Genomic DNA, 16,634 nt, shown 5'->3' with positions numbered 1-16,634 from the left:
AAGATAAAAGTTTCTTTCACTGTCTTTTTCTTGGATACGGCAATTATACTTTGATCGAGTTTGTGGCATAAAGACTAAATAATCAGCAAAGTATTCCTAGTCATAATATTCTATCTCCCTTTCTATTATATATATGTAATTGGGATTGTTCTTTTTCGTAAAAACTCGTTTTATCCAATTATTTTTTTTGTCATACAAATAAGAATATTGATTATACTGAACCTCTCTATTTCCACGATCTAATTTTCTGCAAATAATTTTATCTCCATTTTCATTATAACTATTAAATATTTTAGCATCCGGAGAATACTCTCTTTCTTCAATTAATATCCCAGAATGATTGTAGGTTTTTGATTTCAAGCTTAGAATACTTCCATTTTCATTAAGTCTTTCATAACTTATTACTTCTTTATTAGTATTATAGATAAAATGCATATAAGAAGTCGTATCACTTGAAATCCCATCACCTCTTTGAAGGGCTCCTACAGTGTTTTTCCCATAATTAATTAATCTAAATTCAGTTAGTATTATTAAATCGTCATTGTTATAAATATGCTTTTTTATCGATTTCTGAAAAGGTTCTCCACTACTATGGACAGAATAACTGACCTCTTCAATAATTCTATTTTTTGAGTCAAATTTAAAATTACTTCTATACGAACCATTATCTTTAATGTTTTCCTTTAGCATTTCAATTAAATTTCCAGAAAGGTCATACTCAAAATTAATTTTATGATGTTGACTTACTTTTTGCATGATATTTCCTTCAATATCATATCTGCATCTTTCGATTATTTCAACTTCTTTTTTTGATACTTTGCTAACGTGTTGTTTTAAATATTGACCATTGTAATAGCTAAATTCTTCCTTTTTGACTAAAACATTTTCGCTATCAAAATAACTTTTGCTCGTAATATGTTTATTTGTATCGTAATCATAATTAATTGTTTTAAGCAATGTCTTATTTTTATAAAACTGTTCCTCTACCATTAAATCGTGATTATATTTGCGTTTCCTAATTTCTTCAAGTTCTGATTTTTCGTTAAAGAGATGGGTCTCAATAATATTATTGTTTTTATCAAAAATGAAAAAATAATCTCGGTTTTCTACAATATTAAAATGAGGTGATATTATACGACTACTTTCCGAAAAATCAAGTGTATCTATTTTTCTTTTAGCTTTTATTAATGCATTGTCTTCTAAAATCCCTTCATAGGATATCTTCTTAATTGATTTAACTGTTCCACTTATGTCAAGGTCTTTGATGTAATTATAAAAATTCATATCATATATAATTTTAGCCGATAATACTTAAAATGCGTATATGAAATAAAGATATGTATTATTGAAGCTTACATTTACTTGAATGTCTACATTCCTTATAAAATTCCGTAAATAAATTTTTATTGCACTTTCTTTTTCCTTGATGAAAAAGAAACAAAAAATCAAGGCTTCAGAAAACTTTGGAAACAATATACGGGTCGCTCGCTACACTTTAGGAAAGATTGGAACCTATCAAGACTACGTAGAACCGACATTAAACTTTTGTCAAATTAAGAATATGTAGTTCTGACTCCCTAAAGTGCTTAACGCTCACTCCCCTATTGTTTTAACCAAAGTTTTCTGAGGCCGTTTGAGATTCGTCTTTCTATTTTATTTAATGTTCTATTAGAATATCTTAGACCTTTTTATTTCATTAAATGAATATATAGGCAACTCTGTTTTTTCCAAAAATTTGATAGGTAATTGATAAGATGAAACTACCAAAGATTTTACTTTATAATTATCCACTTTTTTACCAAATTTATCTGATAATTGTTTGAGATTGTCATTTAACCACTTATCTCTATCTACATGTTTAGGTAATTGCTTCTCAGCATAATTTCTTATATCTCTTTGAAAATCATACATTATTTTAGCTTGTTTCGTGTTTTTGCACTCGATTGAGTATACAAGTTTAATTTTATCATCAAATGCCAAAATATCTATATCACCATAATTTTTATTACCTACTAAAACTCCTTTTACATCAATTTTCACTTCAAAATCAATAATTCTTAATTGGGTGTTCTTAACTAACCAATCTCGCACTTCATTTCTAAAATTCTTACCTTTAATATTAAGTCGTTTCGCAATCAAATTTTTAATTTCTTTATGCTCATTCTCTACTCTAAGGCTTGCATTTGAAAACTGATCTATCAAATTATCTGATGCTTTAATTAAAAACCTTGCACTCCATAAATACCAAACTTTTTTCTCTTTATCAATAATTTTAATTAGAGGCTTTCTCAAGTAAGAGAGTTTTCTATTATATCTCCAAGGAAAGATTTCAGGAAGAATATAACCTTCAGGTGGTTTATCCATTTTCCCTCTACTATTAAGTTTAAGTACATTAAAATATAAAGTAATTTTTTCTTTATTGAATTTTGTTTCTTTTAATATCAATTCTATGAGTTCATCTTCTTCCATTTTAAAATATGAACTTTCTTGAACAAAACAATATTCTGCTAAAAACAATGATATTGTGTTTATTTCTAAAAATGTAATTCCCCAATCATATAGAAAAGCCTCGTCAATTTTATTGAAATAATCATCATCAGTTTTTTTATCTAATTCTTTCTTTTCATGTTTATTGAAATTAGATTCAAAATTCTCTTTGTAGTCAACCAATTCATCTTCTTTATTTGATATATTATAGTTATTCAATACATCATCAAAAAAACCTTTACTTATTCCAATTCTTCCAGATTCTAATAATCCCATTTTAGGATTGTCTATGTCAAATCTTATTAAATCTTGAACATAGCCAAAATAAATCATTTCATGCATTAGTGACAGTAAATAATCAACATCATCGTCATTTGGTAACTTTTCACCAAAATATGGTTCAGAACTTACAAATTCTATTAGACACCTCATTGACAATGATGCATTAACGTGTTCTGATTCTGATTCTTGAAATTCATTAAAAACGTCTGTATATTTTGAAAAACATTCTAATCTTGCTGGTATATATAACTTTCTATATTCATTGGCCTGAATAATTGCTTCATGACGATACATTAAAAATTTTAGTAGTTCAAGTGTATTGTACTCAATTAATCTATTTCTGAGTTCTTCAATAATAATATTGACACAATCAACAAGTAACTTAATCTTACTTTTTTTATCATTTATATCTTCAGGTATTTTTTCATCATAATCGAGCCATTTGACTATCTCTTCTAGAACAAAAGAGTTATCGTATTTTTGTACAAACCTTATTTTGGGAATATGTCTCGGATCTATTTTTAAATTGTAACTTGAATCTACAGTTAAAATCATTTTTGCAGAACCCAAAGGAATATGCTTATCAAGCATTAATTGTATATTTTCTTCATTTAAATCCTCATAACCAATTTTGTTAAATAATTTACTAATGCTTTCTATAACTACAGACATTAATTGTCTTTCACCATGATTATCTTTTCTATGGAGTATAGAATAAAATTCAAAAGGGACTTGTATTTTAATTTTCCCTTCTTCTGCTATAATTTCATAATGAAGGCTAAAAATATCTGTCTTAAAATCATGTAATTCTTGTGCATTGAAATCATATAATCTTTCATCCAATGCAATAATGATTTCAATTGGGAAAGTTACAGGATGATTAAAATGATTTTTAAGTGATGGATAGAGTTCATTTAACCAATGAGCAATTGCATCAATAAAGTGAGTGGTTATGGTGTCCCTTTTTTTAGGGCACGTTATCCATATTGGATAATCAAATAATTCTATTGCAATTTTATAAATACCAATATAATATTCTTGAGATAAATAAATCGGTGCATGTTTTGCTGTTTTATAAACAGGTAAATAACCAAGACCTCTTTTTGATTTAAAATACGCAACACCATGCTCATCGTTTTGAATATTGCAATCAGTTATTACTTTGCCTTGCATTCCAAAATCAAAAAATAAACTGTTATAAGCTTTATCACTATCAAAAAAAGAATCGTGATTAGTTTTATAATACTTGTAGTATGTTAAAGCAGAATAAAAGGGAGCAACTCTAACTCCTTTATTTATTGCTCTATCATAAGCCTTACAATATTTCCAAAGGGAAAGTTTATTTAAATTCCAATTGCTATTCAATCTTTTTAAATCAAAAATACTTATCATTAAAAGATTATCTGAACCATCAATATCTTTTAAAGCAAAGAACTGATCGTCTGTAGTGGAATAAGAAGAAATTATTAATAATGTTAAGAATTGATAATTTTCATTATTAATTTTATCACGAACAATAGAAATTACTTTACTTGCTCTTCCTTCATAGTCACTATCATCATGACTGGAATTCAATAGGACATTCACATATGCTAATTTATTCTCATCAAATTGCCATATGGATTCGCCATCGTTTAGTTTTAATTTGTTTTTGATTTGAGCGTTTAAATCGGTCATAGACCAACTCATTTTTCTTAACTCTTTAAAAGAATCATTTTCAGTGTTTAAATCATAAATTTTTAATAATTTTTCTAAGTAGTTATTATTTTTCAATTCACTAACAATATGATTGTTAAGAGAGTACATTTGTGCAGTTGGAAATATTAAATAATATATGTCATTAAATATGATGAACGGCTTTAAAAGAATTGGATTTTCGTCAATATTGATTAAATCTATTTCATCATTTTCTATATCAAAAATAAAATTACTTATAACATCACTTTTAATATTAAATTTATTATAAATAGCTTGAATTTCTTCTTTGTTAAAACATACTAAATCTTTATGCTTTTTAAAAAAGTCTTCGTCAGGAAAGAATAACTCATTTTCATTATTCTCTAAACAATTATATCTTTTTAATCCTATTTCAGCGGCAATATTTGAATGAATTGAAAGAAAAAATATAATGGATTCAAGCATGCTTTTTTTGAATTCATTACTTAAATCATTTTCTGCATGTAATATACTGTATGCAAGCCCTTGAACAATTTCTGTACTATTTATTACAATTCCAGGAAAAACTATATTATTACCGTTTGAAAAATGAAAATTTTCTGTGAATGATGTTTCAACTGGGTCTTCTCGATAATCACTTGGAAACATTTCTTGAATTGCATTTACAACTCCATCATAATTAAGTTCATCATTTATATTATTCATATTCTTAGCTATTAAACTAAGGATAATTTCAATTCTTAAATTCTTACCATGGTTCTCTGGACATAATTGTAGAATTGAAAATAATTTCAATAATTCAGATGTGTTTTTCTTAGATATATATTTTATAAAATCTCCAAAATCTTCCATTCTTAAAAATACATTTTAATTTAAGATTTGGTATTTACTTTTTCGTAAAAATTTGTATATTCGTAATGTCCAAGTAGCTCAGTGGATAGAGCTCCTCCCTGCTAAGGAGGTGGTCGCGGGTTCGAGTCCCGCCTTGAAAATAATATCCTTTTTAGGATTCTAAATAAAAAAGCCCTAAGTTACTTTAGGGCTTTTATCATTTTAATCCCATTCCACACACTTTTCCACCACACCCCTGCCCTACGCAAAAAAGAGTGTTCCATTAAATCCTAAAAGAAACATTGGGAAAGAAAACTTTTTAAAGAAACATTCGGCAAATAAACTTTGCTTTTACCAAAGCAAAGTTACATAACGCAAACATTATAATACAAATGTGTTTATTGTGTAAAATGGCGAATAGCTTTCTTTTTGGTTTGATTATCGTTATTGTATTTTTGAGATTCGAAAGTAGTTGAGTTTTAGTTTACCAAGACTCCCCCAATTTGGTTAATTTCTCTTGAGAGTCCTTATAATCTTTTCTCGCAGACTTACGAAACCATTTTAAAGCCTCATTGTAATCTTTCTCAACGCCAGCCCCTTCATAATACATTACTCCAAGATAGTTTTGTCCTTGGGCATCACCTTGCTCAGCTGCCTTACGAAACCATTTTACAGCTTCATCATAATCTTTCTCGACTCCGTTGCCATTAACATACATAGATCCAAGAATAGCTTGCCCTAAAGCATGACCTTGTTCTGCTGCCCTACGAGTCCATTTTGCAGCTTGAAAATAATCTTGCTCAACTCCTTCTCCTTTAGCATATGCAACCCCAAGATTAAATTGCCCTGAAGCATTTCCTTGTTCGGCTGCCCTATGAGTCCATTTTTGAGCTTTATTATAATCTCTCTCGACACCGTTTCCATTAGAATACATATTTCCAAGGTTATTTTGCCCTGTAGCATTACCTTGTTCAGCTGCTTTACGAGTCCATTTTACAGCTTTATCATAATCTTTCTCGACGCCATTTCCACTATAATAAAAATATCCTAAACTACTTTGTGCACTTGCATCTCCTTTTTTTGCTTTTCTATAAAGTTCTTGTACTAAAGGCTCCATAGCATCAGTAATAGGTGTGTCATTGGTTGTGTTGCCCCTGTTTTTATAATCATCCCCTTTTGTCCACCCTTTTTCTATTTCATTTAACCGGTCTTGTTTAGCGGGATGCGTAGCCGTTGCCTTTTCGTATCTAAAGGTTTGTATGGCACTTTGGGCTTCTTCTAACGTTGCACCCATTTTTGCAAGTATGAGACCGCTAAAATAATCGGCATCCAACTCAAACTTGTGGTTGCTACCTTTGTTATTTAGAGCATGTCCATTTAAATGGTGTCCTATCTCGTGTGCCAATATGCTTATGGCCGCCCAATCACTACCAGCCTTGATGTCCATATTACTGAAAAACTCACTATCATAAAGAATGTAACGTTTTATGTTACCTGATTTATCAGTTATATTCTTGGCAACAGCGTTATTGATATTAGGACATTTTTGAATGATAAAGTTTTTTTGCAATCCTATTATCTCCATAATATTATCAACTGCAATATGTGCTTCTTCATCGCTTGAAAAACCTAATTGATCGCATACTGAGTTTACCTCTTCAACGGTTTGGTAGTTTTGTGCAAATGCCGTAATACTAACTAGTACAATCCAAATAGTGTAAATTAATTTCATAATCAATAATCATTTCTTGTTGTAATGAATAACCTATCAAGTCTATTCTATTTTGGTTAATAGCTCTAGAGAATGCTTATTCCCTTGCCGTAAAACTTTTTGATACCACGTTACAGCTTCATATTTATCAATTCCATATCCATTTTCATACATATGTCCCTTTTTGCAAGATAGTAAATTTTAAGAATTAATTAATTACGAGACTCCGTAACCCACTGAAAAATTAGCGGCTAAGGTGCTTTGTTCCAAAGTGAATTGATCCTTTGACGAAGAGTTTAGTACAAGTGGCACGCAGAACATTCTAAAACGGTATATCTTTTTTATACACTAGAAAAACGAACTACTCTCCCTTATTTCGTTTATAGGTAGGTATATTTGCCGTAATTATTATACATACGGTGCCAAACATTTATCTTACTACTTTCTATGCCTTTTAAAAAATTACATTCCCATATTAAAGAGGTGCTCGCGCATCAAGAAATAACAACCCCTACTGCTTTTCAAAGCAAAAGCATTCCAGTTATAAAAAGTGGGTCTAATCTTTTTTGCATGGCTCCAACAGGTAGTGGAAAAACAACCACGCTTATCGTTACTACCTTGCAAAAATTAAAATGTGAGGCCGTTGGTACTGCCCCAAGGGCTGTTGTTTTGGTTGAGAATAAGGAAAAAGCCCTGCAATTACAAGAAGCTTTTTTAGACTATACGAAGCACACTTCGTTACGCGTGTATGTAGGGTATGAAGAGCTTCATATTGATATACAAAAATCAGAAATTTTTGAGGGGATAGACATTCTTATTTCCACCCCCAAGTCTATGAACCAGCTGTTCTTATTAAATGGGGTAAGTACCTCTCAATTAAAGCTATTTAGTATAGACGATGCTGATTTTCTAGTTCAAAAATCGGCCTATGCCGCTGTTATATCGATTACTCAAAGTATTAAAAAGTGCCAGTATGTGTTGTACTCCGAAAAAATGAATCCCATGATAAAACGCTTTGAGTCTCACTTTATGGAGTATTCTAAAAAAATCACTGTTAAGAATAGTCAATAGTTTACCATAAATAATAGGTTAGTTTCACGTTATGATGATACCGAAATTACAGTATATATCTCAGGGGAGTACTCCAGAAACCCATATAGAGAACATTCAAAAAGCGTGTACTTCTGGTGCAGAAATCGTGCAATTACGTTTACAAAAAGTTTCAGGAAAGAAACTTTTAAAACTAGCCCATGAAGCGAGAGAGATCACCGCTCACTTTCAAACCAGATTACTCATTACCGATGATTATACAATAGCAAAAGAAGTGAAAGCAGATGGGGTACATTTTGAAAAAGCAGCCTACTGCCCTACTGTTGCTAGAAAGCACTTATACCCTTGGCAATTTATTGGCGGAACAGCACATACCTTGCAAGATTGCGAAACACTACTAGAAAAAGAAGTTGATTATATTAGTTTAGGTCCCTTTAGGGGTACCGCAGCAAAAGATAACCTACCTCCGGTTTTAGGGTTAAATGGGTATACTGCCATTACAGAAGCCTTACAGACCGAAACTCCCCTTATTGGTGTTGGAGGTATCACAACAGAAGATGTTACCAACATATTAAAAACCGGTATTTCTGGAATTGCTGTTTCTGGAGAAATCACCCGTAGTTTTAAAACAATACGAACGTTTAACCAGTTGCTAAACGCATCGTCAACAAAAGAGCAACGCCATACATTTAAATAAAGAACAGCAGAATCTGAAGGTGCCCTTCATACACATTTTATTAACTTAGATTTATTGTTTCGTTAAGAACATCAAGTTATCTTTGCAAAAAAAGTTATGACCATCGTTATTTTTGTTTTGCTGCTTTGGTATGGAGGTTTATTTTTTCAGTCCTTCTTTTTACACCGGTATGCAGCACATCAGGTTTTTACAATGTCCAAAACAATGGAGCGCATTACATTTGTATTAACCTGGATTTTTCAAGGTTCAAGTTATTTAAGTGCTTATGGATATGGAATCATGCATCGTATGCATCACGCCTATACCGATACTAAAGAAGACCCACATTCTCCTTCTTATGACGCTAATTTGTTTGCCATGATGTGGAAAACCAAAACGATCTATCAAGATATTAATAAGCAACGTATTGATGTGGATCAACGTTTTACCAAAAACGTCCCGCAATGGAAAAAATTTGATGTATTTGCTGGCTCTCGCTTTTCTAGATTGCTTTGGGTTGCATTGTATATTTTATTCTTTGCATTCTTTGCGACCGCTTGGTGGCAATGGTTATTATTGCCTGTCACCTTTTTTATGGCCCCGATTCATGGGGTGATCATTAACTGGTTTGGCCATATTTATGGCTATGTCAATTATACCATGAAAAATACTAGTAAAAATTTATTTCGGTTTGATTTTTTAATGATGGGTGAGGGTTATCATAATAATCATCACAAGCATGCCAGCCGAGCTAATTTTGGTGTAAAATGGTACGAAATCGACATAACCTATTTGATAATACGAGTGTTAGATGCTGTTGGTTTTATTCGGTTAAAGCCTATTAAAGTAAGAAATTAAAAACGATTGAAGTACTATCGTAGTTCTGAAATCCGCACCTTTTTCTTTTTTAACCGCGTATTATTTGTTTTTTGAATAACGCTCGCCACTTTATGTTTGGGTATGGCAACAAAGGCACAGTCTTGTTTTAGCTCGATAACGCCAACTTCATCACCCTTTAATTTTCCTTGCTTAAAAAATAGACCGGCAAGATCCCCTTTTGAGATTTTATCCTTTCGACCACCAGAAATATATAATGTAGCCCAAGGCGATTGAATAGTGGTTTGCTTGCTCTTTAATTTTACTACATCAGACGTTGTGATAAAACTAGGAGTATTTTCGTGTTTCCACTGCAATACATAGGCGGTGCCTTCTGCATTCATTCGGGCTGTTCTACCATTTCTATGGGTAAATTCCTCGGCTTTTAAGGGTAATTGGTAGTGTATAATAAAGTTAAGTTCTGGAATGTCCAAACCGCGTGCAGCAAGGTCTGTTGCAATAATTATTTGGTGGGTTCCGTTTCTAAATTTTATCAAGGCCCGTTCTCGGTCTAGCTGTTCCAAGTCACCATGAAAACACCCATGCGGAATGTTATTGTCTTTTAAAGCATCGCTTACAAACTGTATGGTGTCTTTAAAATTACAGAAAATAATCCCGGGTTGGTTGCCTATATTGTGTAGTAGGTTTACCAAAGTTTGTATTTTATCTTTTTGTGGGGCTTCTACTTTTTTAATAGCTAAGTTATTTGTTTTCGTCCCCAAGTAATCAATCACCTTTGGATTCTGCACCCCAGCAAACTCCGGAATTTCAATTCCTTGTGTTGCCGACGTTAAAATACGTTTTTCAATGGCAGGGAGGTGTTCAATAATTTCACGCATTTCGGTTTCAAAACCAATTTCCAACGATTTATCAAACTCATCTAAAACGATGGTTTTAATGTTATCGACTCCAAACGTTTCTCGTCGCAAATGATCTGCCACCCGTCCTGGTGTACCAATGACGATGGCTGGTGTGTGTGCTAACTCCACTTTATCCTTCGAAAAAGGTCTACCTCCATAAACGGCATTGGCTTTAAAACCAGAACCCATTTCGCGTATCACCTGCTCTATTTGTATCGCCAATTCACGGGAAGGAACCAAAATAAGAAGCTGTACGGTATCACTAGCTACATCCAAAGCATCGAGTGTAGGTAATAAAAAAGCAACCGTTTTACCCGTTCCTGTTGGAGATAACAAAACGCTATTTGAGTTTGCAGCAATAGCTGAGAGTGCTTTTTCCTGCATAGGATTTAGGTCTGTAATGCCTAATTTTGCTAATATTTCCTGTTGAGACTTAAATTGGTTTGACATACGGTTTTACTACTTCTTTTTTTTCTTTTTCCTTTTTGGAGCTTCAGTTGGTATATTTAATTTTGAAGTTTGGTTTACGTGGTCTGCGATAATTTTTTCAATTAACTCCTCTTTGGTAAGATGATGAAAGACGGTTTTAATTTTTGTTTTAAAAGCTTCGGAGATATCTTTATTTGGTTTCGTTTTAAAAATTCTTCTAGCCCACAGTAGCGCATTATTTTCTTCAATAGCGGCTGCATCGGCTTTTTTCATTTCAGAAAAAGTAATCCCTAATTCTTGTTCTAAATCTGGAATGTCTAATACTTCCTCTTCTTGTATAACACTTAAAGAAAGGCCCTTCGCCCCTGCCCTTGCGGTACGGCCACTTCGGTGAACATACGCATCGTAGGTGTCAGGTAGATGATATTGAACTACATATGCTATTTCTTTTACATCAATCCCACGAGCAGCGAGATCGGTGGCTACCAAAATATTAATATGCCCTTCCCGGAATTGTCCCATAATCCGGTCACGAATGCCTTGTGTTAAGCTTCCGTGCAAAGCACCTGAAGAAAACTTATTAATAGCTAGCTTTTTTGCTAGTTTATTAACGGCAGCTTTGGTTTTACAAAAAATAATCCCTCGTTCTCCTTGCTTGGTGTTTAAGAAATGTAGCAACACTTCTAATTTTTCAATAGGTTCTACCACAACGTATTGATGGTCGATCCCTTGATGCCCAACCGTTTCCATATCGGCTTCGATATGCACCACATGTTTAGACATATAGTTTTGAACCAGTTGTTTAATAGTACCCGGCATGGTAGCCGTAAAAAGTAGGGTTCTCCTCTTTTTAGGCAATGCAGCAACGATGGTATCCAGTCCGTCTTTTAAAGCGGTGACCATTTCGTCTGCTTCATCTAGCACAAGATAGTTTGTGTTTTTAATGGAAAGCGCGTCCCGCTTTAATAAATCAATCAAACGTCCTGGTGTGGCAACAATAATATGGGTGTCTTCTTTTAAGCGCTCAATTTGAGGCTTTATAGGAATACCACCACAAATAGCCGCGATGGAAACGTTTGGAGTATACGCTGCAAAATCACCTAAGTTTTTAAAAATTTGTTGACCAAGTTCTCGAGTTGGAGCTAAAATTACTGCCTGAACGTCTTTATTATCTACATCTATAAGTTGTAGTAAAGGCAACCCAAAAGCGGCTGTTTTTCCAGTACCCGTTTTTGCCAATGCTACTACATCTTCTTTTTGATCTAAAATAACGGGTAGCGCCTTTTCTTGAATGCTCGTTGGACGTGTAATATCCAACGCTTCTAACCCCTTTACTAAAGAAGTAGCTACGCCTAAATTTGAAAATGTAGTACTCATATTTTGTTTTGATTTTATGTATTGGTGGTAATATAATTAAAACATAGCATAAAGCTTAATGTCTGCTATGCTTCTTCAAGAGTTCGTTTCGATTTTCTATAGGTATATTTTGGATAAATATTCCGTTTTGCAAAACGATTCAGGTTCCCGGCGTTTATCATTTTAAGGTAAACAGATTTTGTAACCCCAAAATATTCATACGTATTCCCATCTGTAAAGAAAACCTCTAACAATAGTCCTTTGTGTTGGTAATCTGCAATGGCAGCGTTGGTAATCGTTTCGGTATAAGCAGGTAGGTTTTTTTCTTTAGTCTCAGGAGCCATACTCACTAAAAAGTGATACCCATCTATAATATGACGGCTTTGAAGCTCTGCTTCTTCTTGCATGGGATCTCCATCTTGAAATTTATCTGGATGCCATTGTTTTACTAGGTCTCGGTAGCTTTTTTTAAGGAGTTTAAGGTCGATTTCTTTCTCTACTCCAAATAATGTACTGTACTCTTTTATGCGCTTCATTGTCAGGGCGTTTAATTTTGCGCAAAACTACTTCTTTTAAATGGATATATTTTTAAAACTCGGGTAATAAAAAAGCCCATCGATTAAGACGGGCTTTCTTTTGAAAATATAAAGATATATAGTTAGATCACTTTTACGTTTACTGCGTTTAATCCTTTGTTTCCTTCTTGTAGGTCAAATTCTACTTCGTCACCTTCTCTAATCTCATCGATTAATCCAGAAATGTGTACAAAGTGATCTTTTTCAACTCCTTCTTCAGTGATGAATCCAAAACCTTTAGTGTCGTTGAAAAATTTTACTGTTCCTTTACTCATTGTAATGTAATTTAATTTATTAATACTTGTTACTTTACAAAGATGGTGCCATTAAATTAGATTATAGCCATTTATCCCGTTTATTATTTAAAAAAAATATTATAAGCAAGTATCTGATGAGACCAATAAAATTTTGAATAATTAAAACAAAAGTTACTGCCGTCTCTGTTAAGGCCTTTATCTTTGCCTCTTTCTAAATTTGAAGCACAGCTATTTTGAAGGAATATTTCTATTTTTTACGCGGAAATTTTAAGAAAGTTAGTTTCGGCTGGTTGCTTACTTTTCTATCGAGCTTTGGACAAACGTTTCTTATCTCGTTGTATGTCCCTGAAATTGTAAAAGCTTTTGATATTACTGAAGGTACTTTTGGGGCAATATATGCTGCATGTACAGTAGCTGCTTCTATAATCATGCTTACTGTTGGCCATACCGTAGACCACAAACCAGTTAAAAAAGTAACTGCTTTTACCGTAATTAGTTTGGGTTTATCGAGTATTTTATTGGGGTTTTCGTATCACATTGCAGTACTTTTTATAGCCTTAATGGGCTTACGGCTATGTGGTCAAGGTTTAATGAGTCATATTAGTATGACCGTAATTTCAAAGTATTTTGACAAAAATCGGGGGAAAGCACTTAGTATTTCTTCCCTTGGTTACTCAATGGGAGAAGCTATTTTTCCTATCATAATCACCTCCATTATCGCTTTCTACAATTGGAGAATAGCTGCAATTATAAGTGGGGTTGCCCTTCTACTCTATTTAATACGATTAAAATTCACTAATTTATTAGATTTTGACAAGCAGCTTTCCCCGGAAGGAAAACCTTCTACTTGGTCGCTGATAAAAGATTATAAAAGCGTGGTTTTCGATAGGCGGTTTGGTATTATGATGCCAGCCAGTTTTATTCTAAGTTTTACCAATACCGCTATTTTCTTTTACCAATATGTGTTTGTGGAAGACAAAGGGTGGTCGCCTCAACTGTATGCCACTTTTTTTACTGTGTATGCCGTTGCTAGATTTCTATTTTCCCTTTTTGGCGGTACTTGGGTAGATAAATTTAGTGCTAAAAAAATGTTTCGATTGTACCTTATTCCGCTAAGTTTAGGGCTTATTCCTTTTGCTTTAATGGATAGCATTCTTGGAGCACTTTTATTCTTAATCACCGCCGGAATCACTACTGGAATGGCTGGAACCGTTAAAACGTCACTGATTGCCGAAATTTACGGTACCGAAAAAATGGGTGCAATTCGCAGTGTTTTCACCATGTTTATGGTCATTAGTACGGCTTTAGGGCCTTTACTGGTTGGTTTTTTAATAGACGGCGGAGTATCTTTTAGTACTATTATCTTAATGCTTTTCGCAGCTATGTTCCTTGTAGTACTCAACTCACAACGGATTAAAAATGTAACGAAAAAGATTTCACTTTAAATAACTAAAATAGTTTTATCAATAATGCTAAATTTCAGCAATTAGATATTCTTTTTTAACCTCAAGAGGTTAGTTGTTTTCACAAGATGCAGTAAAAATTGAGCCTTGTTCAATCGTAATACGTTCTTTTGAATTTTTTAAAATAGCAATGCGTTTGTACGGCTTCAATTCTTCAGGTGTGGGGTTTTCAGAGTAAGGGAAAAATTCGTCTCCGTACTGAAGCTTTTGAGGAAGCAAACTTTCACTTGAATACTTTTTAATGTACATGGTATCTTCTTCATTCAAACTTTGTAGGGGTTTCTTTTTCATCCCTTCAGAAAAACTACCAGCATACAATAAACCATCCTTAAACGTAATCGGGATATTTGATTCGGTTGTATATTCCGAAGGTAAATTGACCACTATCAAATCGTTATAACTTTTGGGGTTTTTAAACTGAAATACCCGGGCTTGGTTTTCAGTTCCTTTTGATCTATATCCCGGAAATTCTTCCAATAAAGCAAGGTTAAACTGGTGTATTGGGCCTTTTTGATTTATAACGTATGGAGTTATATAGCAGTTGGAGTTGGGGTTAAACAATCGTTTTAAAAAAGTCGGGTTCTTGGCGTTAAACCCTACTAGCAAACGGTTTTCTGAACGTGTTGAGATCTTAACTTGCGTTTTATTATCTAATGCTGTGATCTTTCGTCCATAAAGTGCAAATTGAGGCTCAACGGTTTTAGTTACTTTCAACTTACCGTTTTTCAACTCCCAAGTCCCTTTTTGAATACCGCCAAAATAAGCGATTGCATACGTATGGTTTGATGAAAAAACCAACGTATTTCCACCCATAGGATCATTACTTTTTAAATGATAGACGCCGATTATGTCTTCTTCGGAAATTCCTTGTGCGAATATACTCCCGGAAAATAGCACGCAAATAATCAATAGCAGTTTTTTCATTAAGCTAAGATATTCAAATTATTTGTGAGAGAATGTTTACCATTTATTCGAAATTATTTTATTTTTACTGAAATATTGTGCTATGATTGGTATTTGGCAACTTATTCTACTTTTTATTATTATACTCGCTATCGTAGGTCCTATCGCTCTTGTTGTTTATTTAGTGCGCAGGGAAAACAAAAACAAATAATATTAGTAGCAACCACTTCTGCTATTCAGTATCAACAGGCGCAATAATAGTCCCTTTGCTGTCCACTACCTGGAAATATTTGTATTCCAATTCTATACATTCAATCAATATTTTTGTGTCTTGCGCGTGCAATTCTTCTACACCCCAACCTACCGGAAGGGCTTGTTCAATTTTCCAGGCACTTACTAGCTTTTCTTTGGCGTTTAAAAGTTTAATGGTTAGGTTTTGGGGTTGTTTCTTATGATTGTTGATAGCATCCATACACCATTCAATCAATTTGGAATTGGGTTGATACGCTCGCTTTAGAATGATATTTTCAAATTTTGTGTGCTTTTCCCTATTATGTTCATTTTTAGAAATTCTAACCTGTAACCCTTGTACCGATTGAAACCGATAATCTAGTTTGAACTTTTTGCTGTCAAACTGAACCTTGAAATGCATGTTTAACGGCGGATATGTTTTGTCGTCTGGCATCATGTATCACTATTGCCGTTTATCACTACAATACCTTCATGAGCCAATTCCATCCGTTCGATAAAGATTTCGGTTTTTGTTGAATGAAGTTTGGAGTATTTTATAGAAACTGGCCAGGCATATTGTACTTTCCATACAGCTGTAGGTTCATGTGATTCGTCTAATAGACTAATAGTAATATCCCGTCTTTCCTTGCTAAGCCTAAAACCGTTAAACCACTCAAAGAGTTCATTATCGCCACTTAAAACTCCTCTTTTCAATACGATATCATTATATTTTGTGAGGCCCGGTAGTTTTTGAGTAGAAAATTCTGGACTGGCTCCGTGACGGTACTCTAGGACTTCATATTCCATATCAAGACCGGTAACTTCGGTAAAACCTATTTTTGTACCTCCCCAATCTACCGAAAAATGAAAATTGACTAGTGGTATTTCTTCCATAACAATGCTATTTAAAATTTAGTTAACTGTTTATCAAGGTAGTGAAAAATTATTAAAGAGGCACATGCAAAGTCTT

At 33.2% G+C, this 16,634-nt stretch carries 14 protein-coding genes; 4 read left to right on the top strand and 10 right to left on the bottom strand.

Translation table 11 applies throughout. The features are described 5' to 3' along the window. Positions 1–96 precede the first annotated feature (96 nt). From DZ858_RS13340 to DZ858_RS13325, 3 genes are all read right to left on the bottom strand, one after another. A complete protein-coding gene (locus DZ858_RS13340; protein WP_117160158.1) occupies positions 97–1,284 on the bottom strand; it encodes a hypothetical protein in 1,188 nt (395 codons plus the stop codon). 384 nt (positions 1,285–1,668) lie between these two features. After that, on the bottom strand, positions 1,669–5,298 hold the full coding sequence (locus tag DZ858_RS13335) for a hypothetical protein (RefSeq protein WP_117160157.1): 3,630 nt from the start codon (positions 5,296–5,298) through the stop codon (positions 1,669–1,671). Between the two features lie 463 nt (positions 5,299–5,761). Next, positions 5,762–7,009: a sel1 repeat family protein gene (locus tag DZ858_RS13325; protein WP_117160156.1), complete on the bottom strand. Its 1,248-nt coding sequence runs from the start codon at positions 7,007–7,009 to the stop codon at positions 5,762–5,764. Positions 7,010–7,435: 426 nt separating this feature from the next. Between DZ858_RS13325 and DZ858_RS13320 the strand changes: the two genes are divergently transcribed. The 3 genes from DZ858_RS13320 to DZ858_RS13310 all read left to right on the top strand — a co-directional run bounded on the left by DZ858_RS13320 (position 7,436) and on the right by DZ858_RS13310 (position 9,572). After that, the gene (locus tag DZ858_RS13320) at positions 7,436–8,059 is read left to right on the top strand and encodes a DEAD/DEAH box helicase (RefSeq protein WP_117160155.1); all 624 of its coding nucleotides are present in this window, start codon (positions 7,436–7,438) and stop codon (positions 8,057–8,059) included. A 34-nt stretch (positions 8,060–8,093) separates the two neighbouring features. Further along, positions 8,094–8,735, top strand: coding sequence for a thiamine phosphate synthase (locus DZ858_RS13315; RefSeq protein WP_193550709.1), 642 nt, complete (start codon positions 8,094–8,096; stop codon positions 8,733–8,735). A 96-nt stretch (positions 8,736–8,831) separates the two neighbouring features. Beyond that, a complete protein-coding gene (locus DZ858_RS13310) occupies positions 8,832–9,572 on the top strand; it encodes an acyl-CoA desaturase (protein WP_117160153.1) in 741 nt (246 codons plus the stop codon). 14 nt (positions 9,573–9,586) lie between these two features. On the opposite strand, the gene DZ858_RS13305 is transcribed toward DZ858_RS13310, so the two are convergent. From DZ858_RS13305 to DZ858_RS13290, 4 genes are all read right to left on the bottom strand, one after another. Then, positions 9,587–10,900 carry a DEAD/DEAH box helicase gene (locus DZ858_RS13305; RefSeq protein WP_117160152.1) on the bottom strand — a complete coding sequence of 438 codons (1,314 nt, stop codon included), beginning with the start codon at positions 10,898–10,900 and terminating at the stop codon, positions 9,587–9,589. 9 nt (positions 10,901–10,909) lie between these two features. Next, the gene (locus DZ858_RS13300) at positions 10,910–12,256 is read right to left on the bottom strand and encodes a DEAD/DEAH box helicase (RefSeq protein ID WP_117160151.1); all 1,347 of its coding nucleotides are present in this window, start codon (positions 12,254–12,256) and stop codon (positions 10,910–10,912) included. 65 nt (positions 12,257–12,321) lie between these two features. Then, positions 12,322–12,771, bottom strand: a complete 450-nt coding sequence (locus tag DZ858_RS13295) for a KTSC domain-containing protein (RefSeq protein ID WP_117160150.1) — start codon at positions 12,769–12,771, stop codon at positions 12,322–12,324. 122 nt (positions 12,772–12,893) lie between these two features. Then, a complete protein-coding gene (locus DZ858_RS13290) occupies positions 12,894–13,085 on the bottom strand; it encodes a cold-shock protein (RefSeq protein ID WP_117160149.1) in 192 nt (63 codons plus the stop codon). A 215-nt stretch (positions 13,086–13,300) separates the two neighbouring features. On the opposite strand from DZ858_RS13290, the gene DZ858_RS13285 reads away from it, so the two are divergent. Next, positions 13,301–14,512: an MFS transporter gene (locus DZ858_RS13285; RefSeq protein ID WP_117160148.1), complete on the top strand. Its 1,212-nt coding sequence runs from the start codon at positions 13,301–13,303 to the stop codon at positions 14,510–14,512. A 69-nt stretch (positions 14,513–14,581) separates the two neighbouring features. Here the strand turns inward: DZ858_RS13285 and DZ858_RS13280 are convergent, their stop codons facing one another. The 3 genes from DZ858_RS13280 to DZ858_RS13270 form a co-directional block, all read right to left on the bottom strand. Continuing rightward, positions 14,582–15,454 (bottom strand): hypothetical protein, encoded by an 873-nt coding sequence (locus DZ858_RS13280; protein ID WP_117160147.1) that lies wholly within the window; start codon positions 15,452–15,454, stop codon positions 14,582–14,584. A 211-nt stretch (positions 15,455–15,665) separates the two neighbouring features. Further along, the gene (locus tag DZ858_RS13275; protein WP_117160146.1) at positions 15,666–16,121 is read right to left on the bottom strand and encodes a phage tail protein; all 456 of its coding nucleotides are present in this window, start codon (positions 16,119–16,121) and stop codon (positions 15,666–15,668) included. After that, positions 16,118–16,558 (bottom strand): phage tail protein, encoded by a 441-nt coding sequence (locus DZ858_RS13270; RefSeq protein WP_117160145.1) that lies wholly within the window; start codon positions 16,556–16,558, stop codon positions 16,118–16,120. The genes DZ858_RS13275 and DZ858_RS13270 overlap by 4 nt, the downstream gene beginning before the upstream one ends. Positions 16,559–16,634 lie beyond the last annotated feature (76 nt).

The organism is Marixanthomonas ophiurae, from assembly GCF_003413745.1.
GTDB classification, from domain to species: Bacteria; Bacteroidota; Bacteroidia; order Flavobacteriales; family Flavobacteriaceae; genus Marixanthomonas; species Marixanthomonas ophiurae.
Note: the sequence above shows the minus strand (reverse complement) of the source record. Positions and strands in the feature narration are given on the sequence as shown.

Bases quoted from the DNA above. Each gene is read 5' to 3' on its own strand.
- DZ858_RS13340 (WP_117160158.1), bottom strand. From the start codon at position 1,284: ATGAATTTTTATAATTACATCAAAGACCTTGACATAAGTGGAACAGTT.
- DZ858_RS13335 (WP_117160157.1), bottom strand. From the start codon at position 5,298: ATGGAAGATTTTGGAGATTTTATAAAATATATATCTAAGAAAAACACA.
- DZ858_RS13325 (WP_117160156.1), bottom strand. From the start codon at position 7,009: ATGAAATTAATTTACACTATTTGGATTGTACTAGTTAGTATTACGGCA.
- DZ858_RS13320 (WP_117160155.1), top strand. From the start codon at position 7,436: ATGCCTTTTAAAAAATTACATTCCCATATTAAAGAGGTGCTCGCGCAT.
- DZ858_RS13315 (WP_193550709.1), top strand. From the start codon at position 8,094: ATGATACCGAAATTACAGTATATATCTCAGGGGAGTACTCCAGAAACC.
- DZ858_RS13310 (WP_117160153.1), top strand. From the start codon at position 8,832: ATGACCATCGTTATTTTTGTTTTGCTGCTTTGGTATGGAGGTTTATTT.
- DZ858_RS13305 (WP_117160152.1), bottom strand. From the start codon at position 10,900: ATGTCAAACCAATTTAAGTCTCAACAGGAAATATTAGCAAAATTAGGC.
- DZ858_RS13300 (WP_117160151.1), bottom strand. From the start codon at position 12,256: ATGAGTACTACATTTTCAAATTTAGGCGTAGCTACTTCTTTAGTAAAG.
- DZ858_RS13295 (WP_117160150.1), bottom strand. From the start codon at position 12,771: ATGAAGCGCATAAAAGAGTACAGTACATTATTTGGAGTAGAGAAAGAA.
- DZ858_RS13290 (WP_117160149.1), bottom strand. From the start codon at position 13,085: ATGAGTAAAGGAACAGTAAAATTTTTCAACGACACTAAAGGTTTTGGA.
- DZ858_RS13280 (WP_117160147.1), bottom strand. From the start codon at position 15,454: ATGAAAAAACTGCTATTGATTATTTGCGTGCTATTTTCCGGGAGTATA.
- DZ858_RS13275 (WP_117160146.1), bottom strand. From the start codon at position 16,121: ATGATGCCAGACGACAAAACATATCCGCCGTTAAACATGCATTTCAAG.
- DZ858_RS13270 (WP_117160145.1), bottom strand. From the start codon at position 16,558: ATGGAAGAAATACCACTAGTCAATTTTCATTTTTCGGTAGATTGGGGA.